The sequence below is a fragment of the Maricaulis sp. genome, from assembly GCF_017642925.1.
In the GTDB taxonomy this organism is placed as follows: Bacteria; Pseudomonadota; Alphaproteobacteria; order Caulobacterales; family Maricaulaceae; genus Maricaulis.
Genome location: NZ_JAEPOL010000010.1, coordinates 109026 through 134340 on the forward strand (window position 1 = coordinate 109026; position 25315 = coordinate 134340).

Consider the following 25315-nt stretch of genomic DNA (forward strand, 5'->3'; position numbering starts at 1 on the left):
GCGATGACCGTCGCCGGGAGCCTGGCCGGTCAGGGGGCAGAACTGTCGGGGCCATGCAGGGCCGCCCGTACCGGGGAGCCTGTAATCATGACAGCCACCTTTCATTCCGTCCGCACACCGCTGGTGCTGCCGGCCGCCGGCGCCGTTACCGTCGGTCTTTTCCTGCTGATGCGGCAATTGATCGATATCGGGCCTTACGTGCCCGAACCGGTCGAGGAATTGCCGCCCGTCCAGATCCGTTTCGAGGTCGATCCCGTCGAGATCGAGGATCGTATCGAGATGACGGAGTTCACGGAGCTCGATCCGCCGCCGCGGCCACCGTCCATCGAGACAGATCGCGCCGCCGTGGAAACCATACCGGACGGGTCGCGCTGGGCCCTGCCGCCGATCGAGGCGGTTGAGATCAGCACGGGTGGCGGCCTGGTCAATATCGACCGCCAGCCCTCGCCGCGCGTGCGCGTCCAGCCGGTCTTTCCGGCCAATGAGGCGTCACGCGGCCGCAATGGCGTGTGCACGGTCGTGTTCGACATCACCGCCGAAGGCCGCACGGCCAATATCCAGGCCCGCGACTGCACCAGCCCGGCCTTCGAGCGGGCGACCATCAATGCGGTTTCCGGCTGGCGCTATGATCCCCAGGTTCGCGACGGCGAGCCCGTGATCTATCGCGGCGCCACCACCCAGCTCGTCTTCTCGCTGGAGGAATAGCGGCGACAGAAGAAGGGCGCGTCCAGGCCGGACGCGCCCTTCCTCATTCAGACGTGCGGGCGGCCTATTCGGCCGCGATCGCCTCGACTTCCTCGTCGGCGAGGCCGACCACCATCAGGGCGAAGGCCCAGTTGAGGGCGGTTTCGCGCAGGCTGTCGAAGCGGCCGGAGGCGCCGCCATGGCCGGCCCCCATATTCATCTTCAGCAGGGTCAGCCCGTCATCGGTCCGCCGGTCGCGCAGGCGGGCGACGAACTTGGTCGGTTCCCAGTAGGTGACGCGCGGATCGGTCAGCCCGCCCGTCGCCAGGACGTGCGGATAGTCCATCTCCTGGATCTGGTCGTAGGGGCTGTAGGCGTACATCGTCTCATAGTCCTGCGCGTTCTCGATCGGATTGCCCCATTCGGGCCATTCCGGCGGGGTGAGCGGCAGTTCCGCGTCCGACATCGTGTTGATCACGTCCACGAACGGCACGGCGGCGATGGCACCGGCAAACAGGTCGGGCTGCAGATTGATCGCGGCACCGACCAGCAGGCCGCCGGCCGAACCGCCATAGGCGACGATATTGCCGCGGCTGGTATAGCCTTCGCTGGCCAGGGCCTCTCCGGCCGAGACGAAGTCGCGGAAGGTGTTGATCTTCTGCTCCAGCTTGCCGTCCAGATACCATTGATACCCGTTCGCCATGCCGCCGCGGATATGGGCAATGGCATAGACCATGCCGCGATCGACCAGCGGCAGCGGGGTGACGCGGAAGGCGGCCGGAATGGTGATGCCGTAGGAGCCATAGCCGTAGAGCAGCAGCGGCGCCGATCCGTCCACCGGCGTGTCGCGGTGGTGCAGGATGGTGACCGGGATCTCCACGCCGTCATGACCCGGGGCCATGATGCGGCGCACGACATAGTCTTCCGGATTGTGACCTGAGGGGACTTCTTGGCGCTTCAGCAGCACGCGCTCGCGCGACGCCATGTCGAAATCATAGGTCTCTTCCGGCGTCGACGGGCTTTCATAGGAGAAGCGCAGCGTGTCGGTCTCGAACTCATAGCCTTCCGAAATGCCCAGCGAATAGGCCTCCTCGTCGAAGGCGATGTCGTATTCCTCGCCGCTCTCGTAATTGTGCACCACGATGCGCGGCAGGGCGTTCTGGCGCTCCATGCGCACCTGCCAGTCGGCAAAGCCGATGACGGCATTGATCAGCGTGCCCGGACGGTGGGCGACGACATCTTCCCAGTTCTCCCGGCCCGGATTGTCGATCGGGGCGGCGACGATCTTGAAGTCCACCGCACCGTCGGCATTGGTCAGGAAGTAGAAACGGTCGCGGGCCTCGGTGAGATAGTATTCGACATTCTCCTCGCGCGGCGCGATCAGCTGCGGCTCGGCCGTCGGATCATTGGCGTCGATCAGACGCAGCTCGTTCGAGGTGTGGCCGCCGGCATTGATGACGACGTAGTTGTCGCCGTCCGAGGTGCCGACCGAGACGAAGAAACCGTCATCCGGCTCCTCATAGATCAGCTCGCTGGCGCCGCCGCTGCGCGACTGGCGGTAGACGCGCTTGGAGCGGGAATTCTCGTCGCGCCACACCCAGTACAGCGTCTCGGAGTCATTCGCCCAGACAAAGTCGCCCGAGCTCTCGTCCGTCAGCGTGGCGACAATGGCGCCGGTTGCGATCTCGCGGATGCGGATTTCGTAGTATTCGGAACCGCGGATATCGACGCCGAAGGCGACATATTGATGGTCCGGCGAGTGCTCCATCGAGGAGAAGTCGAGATAGTCGAAATCGGCCGCCTCGGCGTCGCCGTCGACCAGGATCTCTTCCTCGCCGGCCGGCTCGCCGGTTTCCGGATCGATCGGGCGGCGGGCATAGATCGGATACTGGCCGCCTTCGCGGTAGCGGGTGAAGTATTCATAGCCGCCATCGCGCTCGGGCACCGAGCTGTCGTCTTCCTTGATGCGGCCGCGGATCTCCTGGAAAATCCGCTCCTGCAGATCGGCCGTCGGCTCCATCACCGCGTCCAGATAGGCATTCTCGGCATCCAGCAGCTCGCGGATATCGCTGTCCAGGACATCCGGCTCGCGCATCACCTGCTGCCAGTTATCGTCCTTGATCCACTGGTATTCGTCGACGCGGGTAAAGCCCAGCTGCTCGATCTCCACGGGGCGCTGTTCGGCGCGCGGCGCTTCCAGTCCCCGTGCCCGTTCGATCAGGGCCGAGGTCTGCGGCGCGGCAGCGGTGGTGTCGGCGGTCATGTCAGTCTCCTGGCTGCAGGCGGCCAGCGCGAGGGCGGTCAGCCCGGCGCCGATCCGTCCGGCAAGTTTTCGCGATGTCATCGTCTTCCCCTCGTGCAAGGGCCGGCCTCAGTCGCCGCCCGTCTCCTCCGGCCGGAAATCCAGCACGGTCCCGTTGGTACAATAGCGTTGTCCGGTCGGTCTGGGACCGTCGGAGAACACATGGCCCAGATGCGCGCCGCAGTTGGCGCAGTGGATCTCGGTGCGTGGCAGGCGCAGCCGGAAATCCGTCTTCGTCTCCACCGCGTCCGGGGCCATCACATCGTAGAAGGAGGGCCAGCCCGATCCGCTCTCGTATTTGTGCCCGGCCGAGAACAGCGCCTCGCCGCACACCTTGCAGTGATAGGCGCCGCCGCGCTTTTCCGCATTGAGCGGATGGGTGAAGGCGCGCTCGGTGCCTTCCTCGAAGGCGATCGCATAGGTCTGCGGATCGAGCCGGGCCTTCAGGGCATCGATTTCGGCGTCAGTCAGTTTCGGCATGGTCGCGCGCGTCCTCGTTCGGCGGCAGGGCGGCCGGATGGGAAAGGCCGCGCCGGACGGACAATATGGGCGTCGTCAGGGAAATTACCACGAGAACCAGCCCCAGGCCGATCATCGGGATCAGTGCCGAGGTCTGTGGTCCCAGGAAGCCGATCATGAAACCCATCAGCACGGCGCCGGCCGGCATGCCGCCGAACAGGCCGAGCTGATAGACCGACATCACCCGCGCCAGCTTGTCCGGCGGGGCCTGTTCCTGCACCACCGAACGCGACAGCGAGATCGCCACGCCGGCGCCCAGCCCCCACACGAAGACGAGGATGTAGAGCGACCAGAAGGGCAGGGGCAGGGCAAAGGCGCCGGTCGCCAGCACGGTCACGCTCTGGGCAATGATCAGGGCGCGGCCGGGGCGCTCGATCTGCGGGAAGCTCGCCAGTGCCACATTGGCCAGGAAGGCGCCGACCCAGAAGGCCACCATCAGGCTGGCGATCTCGGGGAAACCGCCGCCATAGGTTTCGCGGATGAGGAGCGGGATCAGCACCAGGAAGGAGCCGCCCACGACGAGGAGGCCGATGGCGATCATGATCACCGTCATCGGCATCAGGACCGGCGAGCGGAAGACGGCGCGCACGCCCTCGGCGAGGTCGGCCATGGGATGGGCGGTGGATTTGTTGCGGGTCGAGCCCAGGCGCGGCAGGAAGGCGGCGGACAGGCCGCCGATGAAGAGGCCGATCCCCTGGCAGACGAACAGCGCGCCCGGTCCGGTATAGGCGGCGATATAGCCCAGCCCCATGCCCAGGATCTGGGCACCGAACTGCACGGCGGACGCCATCACCACGGCCCGCTGCAGGTCGATCCCGCCATGGCGGGTGCGGCCTGAGATACGCACGACCGGATTGATCGCACTGTCGCGCGCCGGCATCACGAAACCGCCCGCCACGCCGATCATCAGCGCGAAGGCGACCATGATCCAGTAGGACAGGTGATCGGTCATCAACAGCGCGCCCAGCGTGGTCGCGGCAAGACCGGCGAAAATGTAGAAATAGAAGATGATCCCGCGCCGGTCCTTGCGCTCGGCCAGCACGCCGGCAAAGGGCAGGAGCAGCATCATCGGTGCGGTCAGCGCGGCCTGGGCGATGCCCAGCCGTTCCGCGCTTTCGCCCAGGGTGAAGGTGATGACGCCGGGGAAGATGGTGGTCTGCAGGCCGAAGCCGAAGAACCAGCCGGCGACCAGAACCAGATAGCCGCCAAAGGGCGGCAGTCGAAGGCGGCGATTGCCGGCGAGGGGTCGAAATACGGGCAATAGAACCTGCGATTGAGATGGCGGCCGGGCCGCCCTTATGTGTCGGGTGTGGTTGCGGAGGTGCGTATCTCTAGCAAGCTTCCGGTGCTAGACAAGCCCTTACACCAATGAGGAGTAAGTATATGCGCTGGATGCGAACCGGTCTGGTCCTGTTGCTGGCGGTCTTCATGGCCTTCATGGGCGTGCAGAAATTCGGCGCTGCCAATCCGGTTTTCCAGTATATCGCCGAACAATCGGGCATCGGATTGTTCGAACCCGTGGTGCGGATTGCGGTCGGCGTGGCAGAGATTGCCGCGGCGATCCTTCTTCTGGCAGGGCTGGTCCGGCCGGGCCTACGCCAGTGGGGTGCGCTGCTTGCGGCGGGGGTAACAGGCGGCGCGCTGCTCTTCCACCTGTCGCCCTGGCTGGGCACGACGGCCCCGGTCGCCTTCGACGAGGCAGGCGGCTATGTCTTCTCGCCCATGCTGTTCGCCATGGCGTTGCCCTTCGGCGCGATCGCCGTTCTGGTGCTGTGGCTGGAACGGGGTGCAGCGATCGAGCGGAAGCAGGCGGACTGACGCCGGGCGGCTGCACGTACCATTCATTAACGCCGTCACGGCATTCTGGGCGCTGATTCCAGTCTGGCAGGACGCATCCCCATGGCCGAGGCCAAGCCCTATGATCTGACCGAACCGGTCGCCACGCCCAAGACGCGGGCGCTGCTGGCGCGCCGGCTTGCGGATATTGTCGGCCTGCCGTCCAGCCGCATCACGCCGCGCGAGCGCTGGATTGTCGGCGACCTCCTGTATGATGTCATCCGGGCCTCGGATCTGGAACTGCGCCGGCGTTGCGCGGAACGTCTGGCAGCGCTCAGCGAGGCGCCGCACCGCCTGCTGCGCACGCTGGCCAGCGATGATTTCGAGGTCGCCCAGCCGATCCTGGAGCGCTGTACGGCGCTGACCGATTTCGACATGATGGAAGTCATCAATTCCGGCACGCTGCAGCACCGCATGACGATCGCGCGCCGTGAGGCGCTGTCGGAAACCGTCGCCGCCGCCCTGGCCGCCTATGGCGAACCACCCGTGGTAGAACGTCTCCTGCGCAACAAGACGGCGCATCTTGCGGCACCCACGCTCGATCACCTCGTCGGGGCCGCGACCGAGGAGGGCTCCTACGCCGCACTGCTGATCCGCCGCGAAGAGATGCGCCCGGCCCAGGCCTTCCGCCTGTTCTGGAGCTGCGAGCATATCGACCGTTTCCAGATCCTCGACCGTTTCGCTGTCGACCGCACCATCCTGCTGGAAGCATCGGAAGACATTTTCCCGGCCGCCGCCCGGGAAGGCTGGTCCGATCCCATGGTCGCCCGCATCCTGCGCTATATCGACCGCCGCCAGCGCAATCGCGAAGCCGCTGACACCAGTCCCTACGGATCTCTGGAAGGCGTGTGCGAGGCGATGGAGACCGAGGGCGCGACCTCGGACATCATCGCCGAGATCAGCCGCCTGGCCGCGGTCGAGCGCCGGCTGGTGGTGCGCATGATCGACGACATGGCCGGCGAGCCCTTGTCCGTACTGTGCAAGGCGACCGGCCTGAAATGGCCCTTCTTCCTGCATATGTGGCGCGGTCTGGGACGGTCCGACCAGAGCGACCAGGTCGAGCAGGCACGGCGCGTCTATGACAGCCTGTCGGTGGAAAAGGCCCAAACGGTGCTGCGCTACTGGAACCTCTCCGCCGAGGACAAGGGCTGACCCGGCTCTGCCGGTTTCCGGCAGGGCGGGAGATTCCGGTCGCGGCTATCGGGTCAGGTCCTGAGCCAGCATCAATGCATTGCCGTCCGGATCGTAAAAGGTTGCCGTGCTGACCATTCCCTCGATGGTTTCGGTCTCTCCGTCAAACGGCACACCGGCGCTTTCGAGAGCCGTCCGCGCCGTCATGATGTCCGCCACGCCGAATACGGGAACGGTGTTGCCGGGCGTCGGCTCGGACTGCTCCCCCAATCCCAGGGTGACACCTTCGGTAAGCGTGTGCATCTCGCTCCAGCCCGCCTCATCGATGTGATGGATCAGCTGGAAACCAAGATGTTCCTCATACCATTGTGCGCTTGCATGCCTGTCGCGGACTGACAGGGCGAGGGTGATGGTATTGTCCAGTTGGGCGACCGGCATGGCGCTTCCTTTTGTAGCAAAAATATAGTAGCTATAATTTATGGATATCAATCTCCTTGTCAATCTCACATCCAAGGCCTGGTCGCTGAAAATCCTGTCGCTTCTGGACGGCGGCGTGCCGGGGCGGCAGGCGCCGCTGATCGCGGCTTCGGGCGCGAGCCGTTCAGCGTTCGCCGCGAGCCTGGAGCATCTGATCAGGATCGGACTGCTGGAGCGCAATCCGGGGCATGGGCATCCGCTGCGGCCGGAATTCCGGCTGACCCAGAAGGGCATCGCTGCTGCTGCGATCGCGCGCCGGATCGTGGAGATCGTCCCCGATGACAATGCGTTCGCGGTCATAAGGCGGAGCTGGGCGGTTCCCATTCTGGCGGTGACCGAAAGGCCGGCGCGGTTTTCCGCGATCAAGACAGGACTGGGCAGCATCACGGATCGTGCACTGTCGCAATCGCTGGGCGCGCTGGAGCAGCAAGCGTGGGTGAGACGGGATATCGATGTCTCCCAGCGGACGCCCTTTCCGATCTACCACGCGATCAATGAGGGCAGGCAGATCAGCCGCGCCATCAGCCTCGCTGTCTAGGCGGCAGCACCCGGCCGGACGCGCCGGGATAAGCGGTTTCAATCGCAGCAATCGGAAGAATTCATTGGCGCGCGCCACGCGCTTGCTTCAAAGTGCAATTGCGAATTGTTCGCAAGCTCTGGAGCGCCTGATGCTGTCCCGTGTCCATCGCTGTTGCCGCATGCCTGACCGCAATGCCTTGCGCATGCCGCGCGGTGCGCTGAAAACCCTCAGCTATGCCCTGATGCATCTGGGCGTCGCGATGACGGTCGCCTTTGCCCTGACGCGAAACTGGCATGCTGCGCTGGCCATCGGTCTGATCGAGCCGCTGGTGCAGACGGTTGCCTATTCCATGCATGAGCGCGCCTGGGCCCGGCGGCCGGCGTCTGCTGTCTGAGGGAGCGGCCGATCGCAAGGCGGGATTCCGGACCGGCGCGTCCACCTTGCCGCGGTCTGACGGGCGTCCATATCTGCCTCTGCAATCCGCAATACACGGCAAGGAGACCCGCCATCATGAAATGCCCCGTCGACGAGGAAACCCTGGTGATGACCGACCGCAATGGTGTCGAGATCGATTATTGCCCGAAATGCCGGGGCGTCTGGCTCGATCGCGGGGAGCTGGACAAGATCATCGAGCGCGCCGCACCCGCCGCGCCCGCCCAGTCTGCCCCGCAAGCGCGCGAGCCGCGCCGCGAGGAGCATTATCACGACGATCGCCGCTATGACGACCGGCGCCGCTACAAGAAGCGCGAGAGCTTCCTCAGCGAACTCTTCGATTTCTGATCCCCGCAACAAAAAATGCCCGGCCGGAGCCGGGCATTTCCTTGTGCGGTTACCGCTGCCAGCTTACCAGCTGTAGCGGATCCGGCCGTAGACATAGCGGCCGGAGAAGCCGAAGGGCGAGAAGCCGGAGAAGGGGAAGATCCGGCTGAACGTGCCGTCCAGCGCCGGGGTTTCCGCCGTCACATCCGGATACTCGTCGAACAGGTTGTTGGCGCCGAAGGCGACATTCAGCCCGTCCGTGATGTCGGCCGAGAATTCGGCGTCGACAATGGTCTTCGGCGAGAGCACCTCGTCGCCCGAACCGTCGGCCGCCGTGCCCGGATCGACCGTTTCGCCGAAGCGCGTCGCGCGCACATAGCCGGCGAACGGACCGCGCGACCAGTCGACCGACCCGATCAGCTTGTTCTCCGGCTGGCCGACCTCGAAGCGGGCGATCTCGCGCCGCGCGAAGAGGGAGACACCCGGCAGGACTTCCGAGGTCGGGGCGTCGGTGACTTCGGTCTCGGTGAAATTGGCACCGAAGGTCAGGTCGAAATCACCCCAGTCGGCCGTCTCGAAGCCATAGCTGGCGACCACGTCGACACCGCGGGTTTCCGTTTCCACGCCATTGATGAAGAAGCGGGCGCTGGTGATGTTGGTGATGCCGGCATTGACCAGCAGGGCTTCCACATCCGGGCCGGAGAGGTTTTCCGACAGCACGATGCGGTCGTCGATGTCGATGGCATAGGCGTCCACCGTCAGCGTGAACCCGCCCTGGGCGAAGACGAGACCGCCGGAGATGTTCAGCGATTCCTCGGCCTCCAGCGGTTCGCCGCCCAGCGCGGCAGCGACCGGGCTGGTGGCCGGGAAGGTGCCGACCTCGACCGGCGTCGGCGGGGTGCCGGTGAACACGGTCGATGTGGAGGTGAAATAGGCCTGTTGCAGCGAGGGGGCCCGGAAACCGTTCGACACGGCACCGCGCAGCGCCAGCGCATCGGTCAGCTGGTAGCGGGCTGCCAGCTTGCCGGTGACCGTCTCGCCGAAGTCGGAATAGCTTTCCGCCCGCGCCGCGGCGGACACGGTGAAACGGTCGGTGACGTCGGTTTCCAGATCGATATAGGCGGCGATGGAATCGCGGTCCTCGTCGATCGCATTGGACGGCTGGAAGCCCGGGAAGACCTGGCTGCCCGAGGCGAGGATCTCGCCATTGGGGCCGGTCACGCCGCCATTGATGTAGGAGGCAGGTTCACCCGCCTCGATCTCATAGCTTTCCAGGCGGTATTCCAGGCCGACGGCGACGCTCAGCGGGCCGGCGAAGGCATCGACGGCGTAATTGCGCTGGAAGTCGGCATTGGCGGTCAGCTGGTCATAGATCAACGCGCCGGCATCGAAGCTCGTCGGGCTCGAGGCACCCATCGAGGTGTTGAGCGAGTTCTCCACGCCATAGCCCAGCTCGTTGCGGCCATAGCCCAGGCTGAAATCATAGCCCCATTCGGCCCAGTCGCCGCGTACACCGCCCAGCACGGAAATGTCTTCGACGTCAGTGGTGATGTAGGGCAGGAAACCGTCCGGATAGATCGACGGAACATTGCGCGAATCCGAGGCGCGGCGATAGAAGCCGGCGCCCTGGCCGTCGCGCTGCTGATAGCTCGCCCAGCCATAGAGTTCGGCATCGGCGCTGATCGGCAGGCCGGCATTGGCGAACAGGCTCAGCGCTTCCGACGCCGACAGGCCGAAGCGGTGATTGATCCGGTCGAAGCTCTGCTCGCGCGGGTCGAGACCGCCGCCGGGCAGGTCGGGATATTGCTGGCGGGTGTCCGGGCCGGCGCGGTTGGTGGGTTCGCGGTCGCGGTATTCCGCCGACAGGGTGAGGAAGCCTTCCGCGCCGAGCGGCAGGCCGACCCAGCCGGACAGACTGGTCGTGTCGCCGTCCGAGGCCGAGCGCGGCTGGTCGACGAGCGGGATATCGGTGGCGTACTGGCCGAAGCTGGCCGTCACCTGGCCGCCTTCGCGCGCCTCGCGCAGGCCGACATTGATCACGCCGGCGATGGCATCGGAACCGTACTGGGCCGAAGCGCCGTCGCGCAGCACTTCCACGCGGCCGATGGCCGAGACGGGAATGGTGTTGAGGTCGACCGCCGAGGAGCCGCGTCCGACCGAACCGTTGAGATTGACCAGGGCCGAGGCGTGCCGCCGGCGCGAATTGACCAGCACCAGCGTCTGGTCCGGACCCAGGCCGCGCAGCGTCGCCGGGCGCACATGGTCGGTGCCGTCGGTGATCGCCGGCTGCGGGAAGTTGAAGGAGGGCAGGGCGTAGGACAGGGCCACGTTCAGCTCGGTCGAGCCGTTGTTTTCCAGCGTGCCGGCCGAGATCACGTCGACAGGCGCCGTGCTTTCCAGGGCGGTGCGGCCTTCGGCACGCGTACCGGTGACGACGATGACGTCTTCCGCCGACTGGGCGACGGCAGACGCTGCGGTCAGGGCGCCCAGGGCGACGCCGAGAAGCAGGTGTTTCATGAAAATCCCCTCTTGTTTTTACGGGTATTGGGTGTGAATCGACCGACCAGGAGCCGGGGTTGGACCCGCCATTTGGGGCCTCATGCAACCAATGCAAGAATGTGACGGGAGTTTGACACTGCCCTGTGGGCTGAATGTCACACTCCGGCCCGGCGCTGCGAGCCGCGACTGCAATTCATGACGCGCCGGACCCGCGGCCGTCGCAACCTGTTTATATCCGCGCGCGCGTGTACCTGTTTTATGCAGGTGCCTGTCCCCTTGATGACCGCACTGAAAGTGTGTGCAACTGGTCGCCCGGTTCTTCTGGTCAAGCCGGTTTCCGGCCGCTAATAACCGGGTGAAGCGTTAACGCGCGGGGAGAATCCATGTTCTACGGCGTCAGCCTCACCGCCATCCTGGTGGCGCTCTGGCTCACCCTTTCGGGGAGCTATACCCTGAGCGGCGACTATCCCATCGTGATGGGACTTGGCGTGATCTCGATCGTGATCGCCGTCGCCCTGACCTTTCGCATGCGGATCGTCGACCGCGAGACCGTGCCGGTCGCCCCGGCGCCGGCCCTGTTCGGCTACTGGTCCTGGCTGGGCGGCGAGATCGTCAAGGCCAATCTCGCTGTCACCCGTCTGGTGATGAAGCCGGAGATCGACATCGAGCCGCGCCTGGTGCGCGTGCCGGCAGAGCAGCGCTCGGGCCTGGGCCTGTGCGTCTTCGCCAACTCGATCACGCTGACCCCGGGTACGGTGACGGTCGATATCGAGGATGACGGCTTCCTGGTGCACGCGCTGGACGGCTCCTTCACCGATCCGGCCGGCTTTGCCGAAATGGGGGCGCGCTCCGATATCGCCTCCGACGGGCGCCGCAAGGAGGTGAAGTGATGGAGTGGGTGAATTTCGCCATCGCGCTCGGCGTTGCCGCCGCCATGGCCATCATGCTGGCGCGCCTGTTCGCCGGCCCGACCCTGTATGACCGCGTTCTCGCGGTGAACTCCTTCGGCACCAAGACCGTGCTCTTTCTGCTGGTCTTCTCGGCCATTGCGGGCCGCCAGGACGCGATCGACATCGCCATTCTCTACGCGCTGATCAATTTCGTCGCGACCATCGCGATCCTGAAATTCTTCCGCTACCGCTCGCTGGAAATCGCCCTGGCGCAGATGTCCCTGCGCAAGGCGCTCGACGGGGAGTACGAGAAATGAACTGGGGCGAGATCCTTCAGTACGCGCTCTTCGCCGGCTCCGTCGCCGCGATGACGACGGGCCTGGTCTTCGTGCTCGCCGGTGCGATCGGCGTGATCCGCCTGCCGGACTTCTACACCCGCATGCACGCGGCCGGCGTGACCGACACGCTGGGCGCCGAGCTGATCACGCTCGGTCTCATCCTGCAGGCGCAGGACTGGCAAACCGTTGCGAAACTGCTTCTGGTCGGCCTTCTGGTCTTCCTGACCAGCCCGACCTCATCGCATGCCATCGCCAATGCCGCGCACCGGGCCGGGCACAAGCCGCGCCTGTCGCGCTTCCACCCGCCGCACCCCGGCGAGGCCGGCAAGGCGAGCGGGGAGGGCCGCTAAATGGACCATACCGATCTCACCCAGTATCTGGACTATGCGCTGATCGCCATGCTGCTGGCCGTCGGCTTTGCCATTGTCCGCCTGCGCAACCTGTTCGCCGTGGCGATGCTGACCGGCGTCTACTCGCTGCTCTCGGCGGCCTGGTTCGTCTCGCTCGACGCGGTCGACGTGGCCTTCACCGAAGCGGCCGTCGGCGCGGGCATCTCCACCGTGCTGATGCTGGGCGCCATGCTGCTGACCGCCCGCGAGAGCGAGCCGGCCGGCGCCAAGCGCCACTGGGCCGCCCTGGCGGTCGTCGTCGCTGCGGGCGCGGCGCTGTTCTTCGCCATTCCCGACATGCCGGTCTATGGCGACCCCAACTCGCCGGCCAATTCCTATGTCGGCATGGACTACATGACCTCGACCCCGAACGAGATCGCCGTGCCCAATGTGGTCACCGCGGTGCTCGCCTCCTACCGGGGCTATGACACGTTCGGCGAGACCGTCGTGATCTTCACCGCCGCGCTCGGCGTGATGCTGCTGCTGGGCTTCGGCACCGGCCGCCGCGAGGAAGACGAGGACGAGGCCCCCGGCAAGGCCAAGGTCAAGGCCGGCAAGGCCGGGAAAAAGGAGGACAAGGCATGAGCCCGCACCTGATCCTGCGCGTCGTCTCCAAACTCCTGATCCCGATGATCGTGGTGTTCGGTTTCTACGTTCAGTTCCACGGCGATTTCGGCCCGGGCGGCGGCTTCCAGGCCGGCGTCATCATCGCGGTCGCGGTGATCCTCTACGCCCTGATCTTCGGCATGGACGAAGCCCGCCGGGCCGTACCCCCGATCGTCGTGCGCTACGGTGCCGCGCTGGGCGTGCTGATCTATGCCAGTGTCGGCGTCGCCACCCTGTTCATGAACGGGGCCGGCGAACCGCTGAACTTCCTGGACTATGACGCGCTGCATCCCGACCAGGGCCACCATACCGGCCAGCACTACGGCATCCTGCTGGTCGAGCTGGGCGTGCTGACCACGGTCGCCTCGGTGATGCTGGCGATCTTTTACGCCTTCGCCGGCCGTGTGCCGGACATTCCGGATGAGGAGTGGTGAGCATGCTGGAAATCATCCTCGAACGCTTCAACTACATCCCGATCATCATCCTGATGATGACCGGCCTGTACGTGGTGATCGCCACCGGCAATCTGGTGAAGCGTCTGGTCGGCCTGTCGCTGTTCCAGACCTCGGTCTTCCTGCTCTACATCACCATGGGCAAGGTGTTCGGCGGGCAGCCGCCGATCATTGTCGGTGACTATCATGGCGAGGACGCCGGCCATGGCGCCGAGGCTGCAGCCGGCCATGGGGCCGAGCATGGGGCCGGGGCGGCGGATCATGCCGCCGAAGCCGCGCAGCACGCCGCCGAAATCGCCTATTCCAACCCGCTTCCGCACGTTCTGATCCTGACCGCGATCGTTGTCGGCGTGGCGACCCTGGCCGTCGGCCTGGCGCTCGTCGTCCGCATCCGCGAGGCCTATGGCACGATCGAGGACGATGCGCTCAATGCGGCCGATTATTCCCTTGAGACCGGGAGCGCCGAATAAATGGACATGCTGGCCTCTCTCCTGCCGGCAGGCATTGCCGTGCACGCGCCTGCGCTGATCGTCGTCATTCCGCTGATCATGGCGGCCGTGGCGGCCCTGATGCCGCGCGGCATCTTCGCCTGGGGTGTCACCCTGGCGACCGCCATCGCCGTGGCGGTGCTGTCGCTGAACATTCTCGGCCAGGTCTCGACCGGCGGGGTGATTTCCTACGCCATGGGCGGCTGGCTGCCGCCGGTGGGCATCGAGCTGCGCGTCGACATGCTCAACGTGCCGCTGCTGCTCCTGGTGGGCATTGTCGGCCTCTTGTGCGTCATCTACGCCCTGCCGTCGGTCGCGGACGAGATCGCGAAGAAGCAGCAATCGCTCTTCTATTCCGCCTTCCTGGTCTGCTTTGCCGGCCTGCTGGGCGTGACGATCACGGGCGACGCCTTCAACGTCTTCGTCTTCCTGGAAATCTCCTCGATCTCCACCTACACGATCATCGCCATGGGTGCCGGCAAGGATCGCCGCGCCCTGACCGCCAGCTATAACTATCTGGTGCTCGGCACGATCGGCGCGACCTTCTTCGTCATCGGCGTCGGCTTCCTCTACATGGCCACCGGCACGCTCAACATTGCCGACATGGCCGCCGTGCTGGAACAGAACGGGCATGACCGCGTCACCCAGGCCGCCTTCGCCTTCATCGTGGTGGGGCTGGGCCTCAAAGCCGCAATGTTCCCGCTGCATGTCTGGCTGCCCAACGCCTACGCCTTCGCGCCGAACTTCGTCACCGCCTTCCTGGCCTCCACGGCCACCAAGGTCGCCTTCTACGCGCTGATCCGCTTCGTCTTCTCGGTCTTCCACCCGGAGGTGAACTTCGTCGCGATGTCCTTCACCTGGCTGTTCGCCGTGGTCGGGGTCATCGCCATGATGGTGGCTTCGGTGCAGGCGGTCTTCCAGACCGATGCAAGGCGCCTTCTGGCCTATTCCTCGGTGGCGCAGGTCGGCTACATGATGCTGGGTCTGGGCATGGGCACCGCAGCCGGCCTGTCGGCCAGCATGCTGCACCTGATGAACCACGCCCTGATGAAGGGTGCGCTGTTCATGGCGCTGGGGGCCTTTGCGCTGAATTTCGGTGTGCGCCGGGTCAAGGATCTCGCCGGTCTCGGCCAGACCATGCCGGCCTCCTCGGCCGCCTTCACCGTCGCCAGCCTGTCGCTGGTCGGTGTGCCGCTGACGGTGGGCTTCACCTCGAAATGGTATCTGGTCACCGCCGCGCTCGAGCGCGGCTGGTGGTGGGCGGTTGCCGCACTGATGATCTCTTCGCTGCTGGCGCTGGCCTATGTGGCCCGGCTCCTGTCGGCGATCTGGATGGAAACGCCGCCGGCCGGCAAGGCGGGCCTTGCGCCGGCCCGCCGCCTGGCGCCGTGGATGGTGCTGGCCCCGATGAGCCTTCTGGCCTTCGCCAATATCTACTTCTTCTTCCACGCTGACCCGCTGGTCGGCCTGGCCCGCGCGGCCGCCAATGCCGTGATGGGAGGAAACTGAGCCGATGTGGACGCCTGAACTCTCCCTTGCCCTGGCGCTGGCCATTCCGGCCATCGGCGGTGTCGCCGTGGCGCTGCTGGGCAAGTATCCCAATCTGCGCGAAGGCGCGACGCTGGTCTCTGCCGTTCTTCTGGCGCTGAATGTCGCCTATCTGGTCGAGATCGCGCCGAGCCATCCGGTCCTGGAACTGGCCAATCTGGCGCCGGGCCTGCACCTGGTCTTCCGCCTGGAACCGCTGGGCGCGTTGTTTGCCGCTGTGGCCTCGGGCCTGTGGATCGTCAACTCGCTGTATTCCATCGGCTATATGCGCGGGAATGGCGAGAAGAACCAGACGCGCTTCTATGTCTGTTTCTGCATCGCCATCGGTGCCGCCATGGGCGTGGCCCTGTCGGGCAACCTCTTGACGATGTTCCTGTTCTACGAAGTGCTCACCCTGTCGACCTATCCGCTGGTCACGCACAAGGGTGACGAGAACGCCAAGCGCGGCGGCAAGATCTATCTGTCCATCCTGCTGGGCGCGTCGATCGGCCTCTTGCTGCCCGCCGTGATCGCCACGCACTACCTTGCCGGTTCGACCGATTTCGTCGCCGGCGGCCTCTTGGCCGTCAACGAGGTGACGCCCGCCATTGCCGGTGTGCTGCTGGTGCTGTTCGCCTTCGGGATCGGCAAGGCGGCGCTGATGCCGGTTCACCCCTGGCTGCCCAACGCCATGGTCGCACCGACACCGGTCTCGGCCCTGCTGCACGCCGTGGCCGTTGTGAAGGCCGGCGTGTTCGCCATGCTGAAAGTGGGCACCTACATCTTCGGTCCCGCCCTGATCGCCGCCACGCCGACCTCGGACGCGCTGGCCTGGATCGCCGGTATCTCCATCGTGCTGTCTTCGGTCGTCGCGATGACCAAGGATAATCTGAAGGCCCGGCTGGCCTTCTCCACCGTCTCCCAGCTCTCCTATGTCACGCTGGGCGTGATGCTGGCCTCGCCGCTGGCCATGCTGGGCGGGGCGCTGCAGATCGTCATGCACGCCTGGGGCAAGATCACCCTCTTCATGAGCGCGGGTGCCATCTACACCGCCACCAAGAAGACCGAGATCTCGCAGATGGCGGGCCTGGGCCGCTACATGCCCTGGCTGTTCATCGCCTACACGGTCGGCGCGCTGTCGATCATCGGCCTGCCGCCGCTGGGCGGCACCTGGCCCAAACTCTTCCTGATGCAGGGCGCCTGGGAGAGCGGGCACGGTCTGCTGATCGTGGCGCTGGTGGCCTCGTCCATCCTCAATGTCGCCTATCTGCTGCCGCTCTCGGCGCGCGGTTTCTTCTCCGCGCCGGAAGAGGCCAAGCTGAAGAAGAAGCCGCCCATGCTGGTCATCCTGCCGCCGGTCATCACGGCAGCAGGCGTGCTGGTGCTCTTCTTCCTGATCGGGCCGCTGCGCGATTATCTCGCGCCGGTCTTCCTGTCCTCGTCCCTTGCTGCGGAGGCCGCCCTGTGAGCGATCAATCCGGCAAACACGATGAACTCGTGCATCCCGCGGCCCGGCCCTTTTTGTGGCTGGACGCGAAATGGCTGAAATCCTCGATGCTGTGGATCCTGCTGGTCCTCGCCCTCGGCTTTGCGGCGATCGACCTCTTCCACCATCGCCATGAATACGTGCATGTGGCCGAGACACCGGGCTTCTACGCCCTGTGGGGTTTCGGCTCTTTCGTGCTGGCCGTGATGGTCGGCTGGTTCGTGATCCGTGGCTTCCTGGGCCGTGAGGAAGACTATTGGGACGGGGAGGGCGACCAATGATCGAGGCCCTCTACGACGTCTCCCCGGCCTGGCCGGTCATCATCGCCGGCCTGATCGCCGCCGCCGTGCCGAACCATTATGTGCGCAAGGGCCTGGCCCTGGTCGCACCGGTGCTGGCGGGCTTCCTCTGGTTCAACGTGCCCTCCGGCGTTCACACCGGCGGCATTATCGAACTGGGCGGGTTCACGCTGGAAACCTTCCGCTATGACGGCCTGTCCCGCATCTGGGGCCTGATCTTCATCATCGCGGCCTTCATCAATGCGCTCTACGGCCTGCATTCCAAAGACCGTGTCGGCGATGCCTCCGGCCTGATCTATGCCGGTGCCGGTCTCGGTGCCGTCTTTGCCGGCGATCTCCTCTCGCTCTTCTTCTTCTGGGAGCTGACGGCAATTTCCTCGGTCTTCCTGATCTGGGGTTCCAAGACCAACGAAGCCTACAAGGCGGGCCTGCGCTATCTGGCGATCCACGTCCTGTCCGGCGTCATGCTGCTGGCCGGTGCCGTGATCCACTCCGCCGATACCGGCAGCTGGGCGTTTGACGAGAGCCTCTCGGTGAACACGCTGGGCGGTTTCCTGATCTTCCTCGCCTTCGGCATCAAGTGCGCCTTCCCCTTCCTGCACAACTGGCTGCAGGACGCCTATCCCAAGGCGACGGTCACGGGCGCCGTCGTGCTCTCGGCCTTCACCACCAAGCTGGCCGTCTACGCCCTGGCGCGCGGCTATGCCGGGACCGACATGCTGATCTGGATCGGCGCGATCATGACCGCTTTCCCGGTCTTCTTCGCCGTCGTCGAGAACGACCTGCGCAAGGTCCTGTCGTACTCGCTGAACAACCAGCTGGGCTTCATGGTGGTCGGCATCGGTGTCGGCACCGAGCTCGCCATCAATGGCGCCGCGGCCCACGCCTTCGTGCACATCATCTACAAGGCGCTCTTGTTCATGAGCATGGGGGCTGTGCTCTACCGCGTCGGCACCGTGAAAGCGTCCGAACTGGGCGGCCTGTTCAAGACCATGCCGGCGACGGCGATCTTCTGCATCATCGGCGCCGCCTCGATCTCGGCCTTCCCGCTCTTCTCCGGCTTTGTCGCCAAGGCGATGACGCTGGCGGCGGTGGCGCACGAGGGGCACTATATCGTCTGGTTCATCCTGCTGTTCGCCTCGGCCGGCGTGCTGGAGCACTCGGGCATCAAGATCCCGTATTTCGCCTTCTTCGCCCATGACAAGGGCCACCGCGTCCGCGAGGCGCCGGTGAACATGCTGATGGCGATGGGGATTGCTGCGCTGATGTGCGTCTATCTGGGCTGGCCCGACATGTTCGGCATCCCGGGCGGCTATCGCGCGCTCTACAATCTCACCCCCTTCCCGGAGGTGGCGAACGAATATCCCATGTGGACCTTCGACCACGTCGTCGGCCAGATGCAGCTCCTGCTCGCCGCGCTCTTCGCCTTCGCCTTCCTGGTGCGGATGAAGTGGTATCCGGACGAGAAGCGCTCGATCAATCTCGACTTCGACTGGGTCTATCGCCGGGCCTTCGACGGCACGGCCCGCTGGGGTCACGCCATGTTCGGCCGGCTGTGGGCGTCGATCGGCAATGTCCTGGCCGCGGCACGCACCCGGATGGGTGGCCGGCTGTTCCAGGCATTCAGTCCTATGGGGGCGATCAGCCGGGATATCCCCTCTGGCATGCTGGCGATCTGGACCAGCGCGCTTTTGGCCATCGTCCTGATCATCGCCTATATCGCCCCTTAGGTTACAAGGGGTTAGAGCAGAAACGAGGGCGTCACACGCAAGGGTGGCGCCCTCTTTCTTTGCAACGCTAATAGGAATATTATCCCCACCGGGCGTAGTCCACCTAGCCTTTCACTCACGCCGCGGCCGCCATTCGAGGCCGCGCGAGACCGGGAGTGCAGGATGGAACGAGCGATGGAAAGACTGGCCGACGACGTGGCCCGGGCCCGCCTGGCGCAGAGCGCCGCGGCCTATGCTTTCGGGGTGCCGCAGCAGGATCTCGAGGCGCCGACGCGGCATTCGAGGGAGGCCGCACTGGCGCGGCAGGTGGCGATGTATCTCGCCCATGTCGCCTTCGAACTGCCGCTGACCCGTGTCGCCCAGGCCTTCGGCCGCGACCGCACCACCGCCGCCCATGCCTGCCACCGGATCGAGGACCGCCGCGACGACCGCGATTTCGATGCCTGGATGGATGCGCTGGAGGAAAGCCTGCGCGGCACGCCCCGCATCCTGGTGCAATCCGGCGGGGAGGAGGGAGCATGAGCGCGCCGCGCTGGATGCGGGCGCTGTCGCGCCGCGGCGCCGTCCTGCTGCCGCATGCCGGGTCGCACGCCGTCTTCGCCGGCCCCGATCGCCGCCGCCGTCCGCTCGCCCGTCTCACACCGGCCGACATGCACGAGGCCGAGACAAAGGGCTGGCTCGCCCGCTCCGGCGACGGCTACACCCTCTCTGCGGCCGGACATGTCACGCTATGTGACACCAATGGGTCGCCCATGGTGCAGCAATCTCACCTGATTGAGCGCCCTGTGATGCATGAAAGCGGGCGTATCGAGACGGTCATGGCCAATGCCCTGGAGGGCCCGCTGGGCAAGTGGACCGGCCTCCTGGCCCCCGCCGAACGCAATGCCGCAGAACGCTTCCTGGCCGATTATCACCGCTCCAGCCTGACCCAGCGCACCACCCGCAACTGGTCACCCACAGCCCCGCGCCGCGGTGAGGGTCCGCGCCGGGGACCGGAAGACGCCACCCTCAGCGCCATCGCTGCAAAGGATCGTGTTTTCAAGGCGCTGGACGCGTTGGGCCCGCAACTGGCGAAGATCGTCGAGGCGGCCTTGATCCGCGAGGAGAGCCTGGCCGCCATGGAGCGCCGCTTCGGCTGGGGCCAGCGTTCCGGCGGCACCGCCGTCAGGCTCGCCCTGGGGCGGCTGGCGGAAATCTATGGCTCGGGGTGAGGATATGCGGGAGCGTACGTCAGGCGCCCGCCGCTGCGCGGATGCGGCCGATCATCGAGGTCAGCCCGTTGGAGCGTTGCGGGGAAAGGTGTTCGGACAGGCCGATCCGCTTGAGCACTTCGCGCGCATCGACCGAAAGGATGTCCGCCGGCGAGCGGCCGGAATAGACGCGCAGCAGCAGCGCGGCCAGACCGCGCACGATATGCGCGTCGCTGTCGGCGCGGAAGGTGAGGGTATCCTTGCCCGGTTCGGTGACAAGCCAGACCTGGCTGACACACCCTTTCACCTTGTTGGCGTCGGTGCGGTCGCTCTCGGGCATGTCGGGCAGGGCCTTGCCCATGTCGATGAGATATTTGTACCGCTCCTCCCAGTCGCCCAGGAGGTCGAACTCGTCGACGATGTCTTCGATCTCGGAATGGATGTCGCTGTGTGCCGTCATGTCAGGGCCGACGTAGTGCGGCGGTGGCGGCAAGGCAAGCATCCGGTGCGGTATCCGACAGCATTCCCGTGGTGGGGGAAGCGTCAGGAATTGCGTTCGGCCTCGTGCTCGACAAGCGCGGCTTCGATCCGGGTGGCGGCCATGTCGGTCAGGAAACCGCCAAGACGGGCGGCTTCGCGGCCGGCATCGCACAGGGCGGAATTGTCCTCACACCAGGCGCTGACGGGTTCGCCGGCATCAATCCGGGTTTCAGCCAGGTTTTGCGGCAGGTCGAAGGTCTCGCCCGCGAAATCGCGGGGGACAAACACGCTGACGACGGCAAGCCAGAGGGCTGCGCGCAGCAAGAACATCATGATCGACCTCCTTCTTATTGGCACCCGAAAGGCGAGAACCTTCCCAGTGCAGGATCGAGGCTAGTCGAAGTGGCGAAGTATAGCGAGCGAATCCGCCGTTAACCAAAAAAGTCGTGCAAATATGGATCAGCGTTTTTTTGTAAAATTTGCCCGCAATTTTATCTTGTCCCTGATCGAGACACTTTTTGTTAACACGTCGCCGTTCGAGCCGCTCAAATGCGGTCTATTCCGACGTATCTGCCGTATCGAGGCAGCGGCTGACATCGAGCAGGGCGTGCTCGGCGATGCAGAAACTGTCCTCATACTTGAAATGGCCGGCGGCCACGCATTGCTGCAGATCCAGACGGACCCAGGCGAGGCAACGCTCGACCATCGGATCGCTGAGCAGGCTGTCGATCGCGGCATCGGTGTCGGCGCCGGTGTCCTGCAGCGATTGCAGGGCGGCGACCGAGAGAATACGGCCGACGCGGGAGCGGTCGGGATCCGGAACGGCTTCGCCGACAGTCAGCGAAAGCTGCGGCGTCAGCGTGTCATCCACCGGCGTGGCCACGTCCAGCGGCGCGATGCGCTCGAACAGGGCCGAGGCGGGGACCGCATCGCCCAGTCCGCTTTCCGGCGACAGGCGCAGCGTGTCGGACAGCATCAGCGGACTGTCGGTCATCTCGGTGATCGCCGCCAGGCGTTCGGCCCGGTCGCGATAGACCCGGTTGGCCCAGCGTTCGGACTGCAGCGAGTAGGCGGCCGAGCGGTAGCGCTCGGACACTTCGCGGATCTCGGCATTGTCGCGCCCGATCGCATCGATCACCGAATCCTGGGCGTCACCGGCTGCGGAGAAACTGGTTGCGAAAGCCGGATCGTTCATCAGGCCGGACATGGCGGCATCGGGGCCGTAATAGTCGGCCAGCTCGCGCACCTGGTCGATATAGTCGGGGTGATGCGCCGCGATGATCGAGGCGTAGGCGATCCAGGCCGGCGCCAGGCGGTCCTCGCCATAGAAGGCGGAGAGCCGGTCCATTGCCGAATCAAGATCGTCGCCGGACGCGATCGGCGCATCGCGCAGATCGGCGACCACGCCGTGATAGGCGGCATACTGGCCGGCGGAGCGGCGAACCATGCCTTCGGTCTGCGGCGGCGCAATGTCGAGCTGGAGCTGCGGGGCGGCGGCGCTGTTGGCGGCCGTTTCCGGCGCCGGTTCCGCCGCGTCCTGGGCGACGGACATCGTGAGGACGAGCGCCGTGAGCGAACTGACAAACATTCAAAGACTCCTGACACGTCCCGCAAGCATATTGCCTTGTCCGGCGAACAGCGCCAAGTGTCCATGCGTGATGAATTATTCGAAGACCGGTTTGTTCAGAAAAGTAAATGAACCGATCTTAAGATTCAGCATTTGTTAACGATAAAGGCGAAGATTCCCGCGTGTAGGAATCACGTGGCAGTCCGCACCGGTTGAGAGATGGACCCGAAGAGCGACGATATCACGGCCTGGATCGCCCGCCGCGGTGGCGTGATTGTCAATCTCGTATGGATTGGCACGCTGGCCGCTGCCGCGCCGCAGGTCTGGCCTCTGCTGGGCGGTGCCGAATGGATGCGCGCGCTCGGCCTGACCGCGCTCGCCCTGCCGGCGATTGCCGGTCTCATCCTGTTGCCGCGTCTCGTTCACCCGTTCGAACGCTTTGTGCTGGCCATGATCTGGACCGGCTTTGCCGCCGGGATTGCCGTTACCGGTGGCGGGGTCACCGGCATCGGTGCGCTCGCCTTCCTGCTGGCTCCGGCTGTCGCCGCGGCCAGCGGCCTGCGTGACGGCGTCGTCAAGGCGGCCTCCCTGTCCGGGCTGGCAGCCCTGGTTGTTGCCGGTCTTCAGATCACGGGATTCATTGCTCCGGCCCCCATGGCCGTCGAACTGCACCTGCCCTTCGTTCTGGGCTGCGCCCTGATGCTGGCGACCGGCTTCGGCCTTGGCGCCCTGCGCGCGGTGCGTGAAGCGGACGCGGTGCGGGCCGAAGCCGAACGGGGCCGCGTGCGCTCGAAGGCTTTCGATCATGCTCCGGCCGCCATCATCGCCTGCGATGGCGACGGAAACATCCTTGCTGCATCGGATGCGCTGCGCGAACTGTCGCCGGGCCTGCCGCGCGAGCTGGCCGGTCTGCCGCTGTGCGATCTGGGCTTCGACGATGAAAGCCGCGCCGAGCTGGCTGCGCGCGCCCGCAAGGCCGCGTTGGCACCGTTGTCGGGCCATCTGGTCCTGCGGGGGCTCAGCGGCCATGAAGCCGATGTCCGCTTTCAGACCCGGCCGCTGCCGGGCGGCGGTTCCGTTGCGCTGTTCGCCGACGATCAGGGCCCCGCGCTGCAAGCCCGCCTCCGCGAAGCCGAACGTGCCCGCGAAGAGGCGGAAGAGGAAGCCCGTGCCAAGTCCCAGTTCCTGGCGTCCGTCAGCCATGAACTGCGCACGCCGCTGAACGCCATTATCGGCTTCTCCGACGTCATGAAGGCGCGGCTCTTCGGTCCGATGCCGGCGCGTTATGCCGAATATGCCGACCTGATCCATGAAAGCGGCCAGCACCTGATGGAGCTGATCGGCGATGTGCTGGACATGTCGAAGATCGAGGCGGACCGCTACGAGTTGGTGCGCGAGCGGTTCGACATCGACGAGATTGTCGGCCTGGTCGCCAAGATGATGCGCCTGCAGGCCGAAGAGGCCGGCATCACCCTGTCGGTGAAGCGCAATGATGTGGCCGTGCCGGTCATGGGCGACCGCAAGGCGCTGCGCCAGATCCTGCTGAACCTGCTGTCGAATGCTGTGAAATTCACGCCGGAAGGCGGGGCGATCGTCGTGATGGCCCGTCCGTCCGGCGGCCAGCTCGTCCTGGCGGTCGGCGATAGCGGCGTCGGGATCGACCCGGAAGAGGCCGAGCGTCTGGGCCAGCCCTATCAGCAGGCTGCCAATGCCCGCGACATTGAAAAGCGCGGCACGGGCCTGGGGCTCTCGCTTGTGCGCGCCCTGGCCGAACTGCATGGCGGTCACATGTCGATCGCGTCGCGCAAGGGGGTCGGTACGACTGTGACGGTGACCCTGCCGATCCTCGCCGACAAGCGCGGTGATGTGGAAACCTGGCCGGCCGGCACGGTAGCCGGGCTGGATGTGCGTCAGCAGATCGAGCGGGCCCAGGCGGCCTCGAAGGATATCACGACCGCGCCGACGACCGGGCGTACCGGTACGGAAGCCTGACGGTTGGAGCCCCCATCGTCATTGTGGTCGATGGAACGGGTCCGGCTTTTTTAGCGGACGCATTTTCGAACCGCAGAACCGCTGCCCACTTCTGCTGAAAATGCCAAGTCCCTGGTGGTCGCATTTTCGAACCGTAAAACCGGTTCCCACTTTTGCTGAAAATGCCGGGTCCTGAGTGGACGCATTTTCGAACCGCAAAACCGGTGCCCACTTTTTGCTGAAAATGCTCTAGCTCCGCGGAACCGACAGATTGCCCGATCGCACGAAGGCGCGGGCAGCGCCGAAATCCCCGATCTCGAAATAATAGTGGCCGACCGTGTCGCCATGTCCGTCGATCAGCTCGATACGGGCTGTCTCGCGCGGATCGCGGGCGATGATGGCCTCCACGGCGCTCTCGGGGAAGTGGAAGACCAGGCCGGTCCCGCCGGCGCTCAGCGAAGCCTGTTCGGCGGCATTGCCCCGGCCGCTGGCCCAGACCAGCGCGCGGGCATAGTCCGGCGGCGTCCAGTCGGCCCATTCCGCGCCGGCCGGAGCGGGGAAGTGGCCGTCCAGCGTGGGATCGTAGAGGTCGGGCTCCCGGCGCATGTCGCGCAGGACGAGAACAGCAGACACCGCGCCCGGGGTTGCGGGCATGGCGGCGGAGAAGCGGATACGGTCATCGAGGCGGCTGAGACCGACCCGCAGCGTGCCGGTGTCCTGCAAGGCCGCCCAGCCGGGTTGTCCGGCAATGAATGAGCGGGTCGCGCTCCAGCCGAAATCCTGGCCGTCGAACTGCATGTCGCGCAGCCGCTGCCAGCCGATGAAAGCGTCGGCCACGCGGTGGCGCAGCTCGGCGACTTCCGGCCAGCTACAGTCTGTCGCGCCGGCCTGGGCTTCGATTTCGTCGGCATAATCGTCCAGGGCATGGGCCGAGACGCCGTCGCGCAGCAACGTGCCGCGGGCCTGCAGCCGGGCGGCATTCAGCGCATCGCGTTGTTCGGCCGTAAACAGGCCGCAGCGTGTGTCGAGATCCAGCGCCAGCTGGCGCTCGCCGAAGATCAGGCCGGTCGCGTCATTGGCGATGGCCGGTCCACTGGCGACCGTCAGTGCGGCGGCCAATCCGGCGGCTGCGATCCGGCTTCTGGTTGAAAAGCGCATGTTTCGTCCCGTTCCCT

Annotated in this window: 28 protein-coding genes; 19 read left to right on the forward strand and 9 right to left on the reverse strand. The window is 65.6% G+C overall.

The genetic code is table 11. The features are described 5' to 3' along the window. Window positions 1–87: 87 nt before the first annotated feature. On the forward strand, window positions 88–705 hold the full coding sequence (locus JJ918_RS09930) for an energy transducer TonB (RefSeq protein WP_291886545.1): 618 nt from the start codon (window positions 88–90) through the stop codon (window positions 703–705). Between the two features lie 64 nt (window positions 706–769). Here JJ918_RS09930 and JJ918_RS09935 read toward each other — a convergent pair whose 3' ends face one another. Genes JJ918_RS09935 through JJ918_RS09945 form a run of 3 tightly spaced genes read right to left on the reverse strand, consistent with a single transcriptional unit; the run spans window position 770 to window position 4766 of the window. Continuing rightward, window positions 770–3028: a S9 family peptidase gene (locus tag JJ918_RS09935; RefSeq protein ID WP_291886547.1), complete on the reverse strand. Its 2259-nt coding sequence runs from the start codon at window positions 3026–3028 to the stop codon at window positions 770–772. Between the two features lie 27 nt (window positions 3029–3055). Continuing rightward, window positions 3056–3466 (reverse strand): peptide-methionine (R)-S-oxide reductase MsrB, encoded by a 411-nt coding sequence (gene msrB / locus JJ918_RS09940; RefSeq protein WP_291886549.1) that lies wholly within the window; start codon window positions 3464–3466, stop codon window positions 3056–3058. Further along, window positions 3450–4766, reverse strand: a complete 1317-nt coding sequence (locus JJ918_RS09945; RefSeq protein WP_291886551.1) for an MFS transporter — start codon at window positions 4764–4766, stop codon at window positions 3450–3452. Before JJ918_RS09945 ends, msrB begins: the two co-directional genes overlap by 17 nt. Before the next feature lie 122 nt (window positions 4767–4888). On the opposite strand from JJ918_RS09945, the gene JJ918_RS09950 reads away from it, so the two are divergent. Together JJ918_RS09950 and JJ918_RS09955 are read left to right on the forward strand one after the other, a co-directional pair. Beyond that, window positions 4889–5323 (forward strand): DoxX family protein, encoded by a 435-nt coding sequence (locus JJ918_RS09950; protein WP_291886554.1) that lies wholly within the window; start codon window positions 4889–4891, stop codon window positions 5321–5323. A gap of 81 nt (window positions 5324–5404) precedes the next feature. Then, entirely contained in the window at window positions 5405–6493 is a 1089-nt protein-coding gene (locus JJ918_RS09955) for a DUF2336 domain-containing protein (RefSeq protein WP_291886556.1), read from the forward strand. A 45-nt stretch (window positions 6494–6538) separates the two neighbouring features. Here JJ918_RS09955 and JJ918_RS09960 read toward each other — a convergent pair whose 3' ends face one another. Further along, window positions 6539–6910: a VOC family protein gene (locus JJ918_RS09960; RefSeq protein WP_291886558.1), complete on the reverse strand. Its 372-nt coding sequence runs from the start codon at window positions 6908–6910 to the stop codon at window positions 6539–6541. 40 nt (window positions 6911–6950) lie between these two features. Between JJ918_RS09960 and JJ918_RS09965 the strand changes: the two genes are divergently transcribed. The 3 genes from JJ918_RS09965 to JJ918_RS09975 all read left to right on the forward strand — a co-directional run bounded on the left by JJ918_RS09965 (window position 6951) and on the right by JJ918_RS09975 (window position 8249). Further along, window positions 6951–7487, forward strand: a complete 537-nt coding sequence (locus JJ918_RS09965) for a winged helix-turn-helix transcriptional regulator (protein ID WP_291886560.1) — start codon at window positions 6951–6953, stop codon at window positions 7485–7487. Window positions 7488–7617: 130 nt separating this feature from the next. Continuing rightward, window positions 7618–7863 (forward strand): DUF2061 domain-containing protein, encoded by a 246-nt coding sequence (locus JJ918_RS09970; protein WP_291886562.1) that lies wholly within the window; start codon window positions 7618–7620, stop codon window positions 7861–7863. A 116-nt stretch (window positions 7864–7979) separates the two neighbouring features. Further along, window positions 7980–8249, forward strand: coding sequence for a zf-TFIIB domain-containing protein (locus JJ918_RS09975; protein WP_291886564.1), 270 nt, complete (start codon window positions 7980–7982; stop codon window positions 8247–8249). 63 nt (window positions 8250–8312) lie between these two features. On the opposite strand, the gene JJ918_RS09980 is transcribed toward JJ918_RS09975, so the two are convergent. Then, entirely contained in the window at window positions 8313–10745 is a 2433-nt protein-coding gene (locus JJ918_RS09980) for a TonB-dependent receptor (protein ID WP_291886566.1), read from the reverse strand. Window positions 10746–11110: 365 nt separating this feature from the next. Here JJ918_RS09980 and JJ918_RS09985 point away from each other — a divergent pair, with 365 nt between their 5' ends. From JJ918_RS09985 to JJ918_RS10040, 12 genes are all read left to right on the forward strand, one after another. Continuing rightward, on the forward strand, window positions 11111–11617 hold the full coding sequence (locus JJ918_RS09985; protein ID WP_291886568.1) for a Na+/H+ antiporter subunit E: 507 nt from the start codon (window positions 11111–11113) through the stop codon (window positions 11615–11617). Next, window positions 11617–11934: a monovalent cation/H+ antiporter complex subunit F gene (locus JJ918_RS09990; RefSeq protein ID WP_291886570.1), complete on the forward strand. Its 318-nt coding sequence runs from the start codon at window positions 11617–11619 to the stop codon at window positions 11932–11934. Before JJ918_RS09985 ends, JJ918_RS09990 begins: the two co-directional genes overlap by 1 nt. After that, window positions 11931–12305 (forward strand): monovalent cation/H(+) antiporter subunit G, encoded by a 375-nt coding sequence (gene mnhG / locus JJ918_RS09995; protein WP_291886572.1) that lies wholly within the window; start codon window positions 11931–11933, stop codon window positions 12303–12305. The genes JJ918_RS09990 and mnhG overlap by 4 nt, the downstream gene beginning before the upstream one ends. Further along, entirely contained in the window at window positions 12306–12929 is a 624-nt protein-coding gene (locus JJ918_RS10000) for a DUF4040 domain-containing protein (RefSeq protein WP_291886574.1), read from the forward strand. It begins immediately after the preceding gene. Then, complete coding sequence (locus JJ918_RS10005; protein ID WP_291886576.1) at window positions 12926–13384, forward strand: Na(+)/H(+) antiporter subunit B; 459 nt, start codon at window positions 12926–12928, stop codon at window positions 13382–13384. The genes JJ918_RS10000 and JJ918_RS10005 overlap by 4 nt, the downstream gene beginning before the upstream one ends. A 2-nt stretch (window positions 13385–13386) precedes the next feature. Beyond that, a complete protein-coding gene (locus tag JJ918_RS10010; protein WP_291886577.1) occupies window positions 13387–13872 on the forward strand; it encodes a sodium:proton antiporter in 486 nt (161 codons plus the stop codon). Then, a complete protein-coding gene (locus JJ918_RS10015; protein WP_291886579.1) occupies window positions 13873–15399 on the forward strand; it encodes a monovalent cation/H+ antiporter subunit D family protein in 1527 nt (508 codons plus the stop codon). It abuts the gene before it with no gap. A 4-nt stretch (window positions 15400–15403) separates the two neighbouring features. After that, window positions 15404–16885, forward strand: a complete 1482-nt coding sequence (locus tag JJ918_RS10020; RefSeq protein ID WP_291886581.1) for a proton-conducting transporter membrane subunit — start codon at window positions 15404–15406, stop codon at window positions 16883–16885. After that, a complete protein-coding gene (locus JJ918_RS10025) occupies window positions 16882–17184 on the forward strand; it encodes a hypothetical protein (RefSeq protein WP_271185069.1) in 303 nt (100 codons plus the stop codon). Before JJ918_RS10020 ends, JJ918_RS10025 begins: the two co-directional genes overlap by 4 nt. Continuing rightward, entirely contained in the window at window positions 17181–18932 is a 1752-nt protein-coding gene (locus tag JJ918_RS10030) for a Na(+)/H(+) antiporter subunit D (protein WP_291886584.1), read from the forward strand. The genes JJ918_RS10025 and JJ918_RS10030 overlap by 4 nt, the downstream gene beginning before the upstream one ends. Window positions 18933–19094: 162 nt before the next feature. Further along, window positions 19095–19454, forward strand: a complete 360-nt coding sequence (locus JJ918_RS10035) for a helix-turn-helix domain-containing protein (protein ID WP_291886586.1) — start codon at window positions 19095–19097, stop codon at window positions 19452–19454. Next, the gene (locus tag JJ918_RS10040; RefSeq protein WP_291886589.1) at window positions 19451–20143 is read left to right on the forward strand and encodes a DUF6456 domain-containing protein; all 693 of its coding nucleotides are present in this window, start codon (window positions 19451–19453) and stop codon (window positions 20141–20143) included. Before JJ918_RS10035 ends, JJ918_RS10040 begins: the two co-directional genes overlap by 4 nt. A 19-nt stretch (window positions 20144–20162) precedes the next feature. Here the strand turns inward: JJ918_RS10040 and JJ918_RS10045 are convergent, their stop codons facing one another. The 3 genes from JJ918_RS10045 to JJ918_RS10055 all read right to left on the reverse strand — a co-directional run bounded on the left by JJ918_RS10045 (window position 20163) and on the right by JJ918_RS10055 (window position 22190). Then, a complete protein-coding gene (locus JJ918_RS10045; RefSeq protein WP_291886590.1) occupies window positions 20163–20582 on the reverse strand; it encodes a SufE family protein in 420 nt (139 codons plus the stop codon). 83 nt (window positions 20583–20665) lie between these two features. Continuing rightward, a complete protein-coding gene (locus JJ918_RS10050; protein ID WP_291886592.1) occupies window positions 20666–20935 on the reverse strand; it encodes a hypothetical protein in 270 nt (89 codons plus the stop codon). Between the two features lie 223 nt (window positions 20936–21158). Continuing rightward, a complete protein-coding gene (locus tag JJ918_RS10055; RefSeq protein ID WP_291886594.1) occupies window positions 21159–22190 on the reverse strand; it encodes a hypothetical protein in 1032 nt (343 codons plus the stop codon). A 198-nt stretch (window positions 22191–22388) separates the two neighbouring features. Between JJ918_RS10055 and JJ918_RS10060 the strand changes: the two genes are divergently transcribed. Further along, window positions 22389–24161 (forward strand): HAMP domain-containing sensor histidine kinase, encoded by a 1773-nt coding sequence (locus JJ918_RS10060; RefSeq protein WP_291886596.1) that lies wholly within the window; start codon window positions 22389–22391, stop codon window positions 24159–24161. A 228-nt stretch (window positions 24162–24389) separates the two neighbouring features. Here the strand turns inward: JJ918_RS10060 and JJ918_RS10065 are convergent, their stop codons facing one another. Next, window positions 24390–25298: a hypothetical protein gene (locus tag JJ918_RS10065; protein WP_291886598.1), complete on the reverse strand. Its 909-nt coding sequence runs from the start codon at window positions 25296–25298 to the stop codon at window positions 24390–24392. Between the last annotated feature and the right edge of the window lie 17 nt (window positions 25299–25315).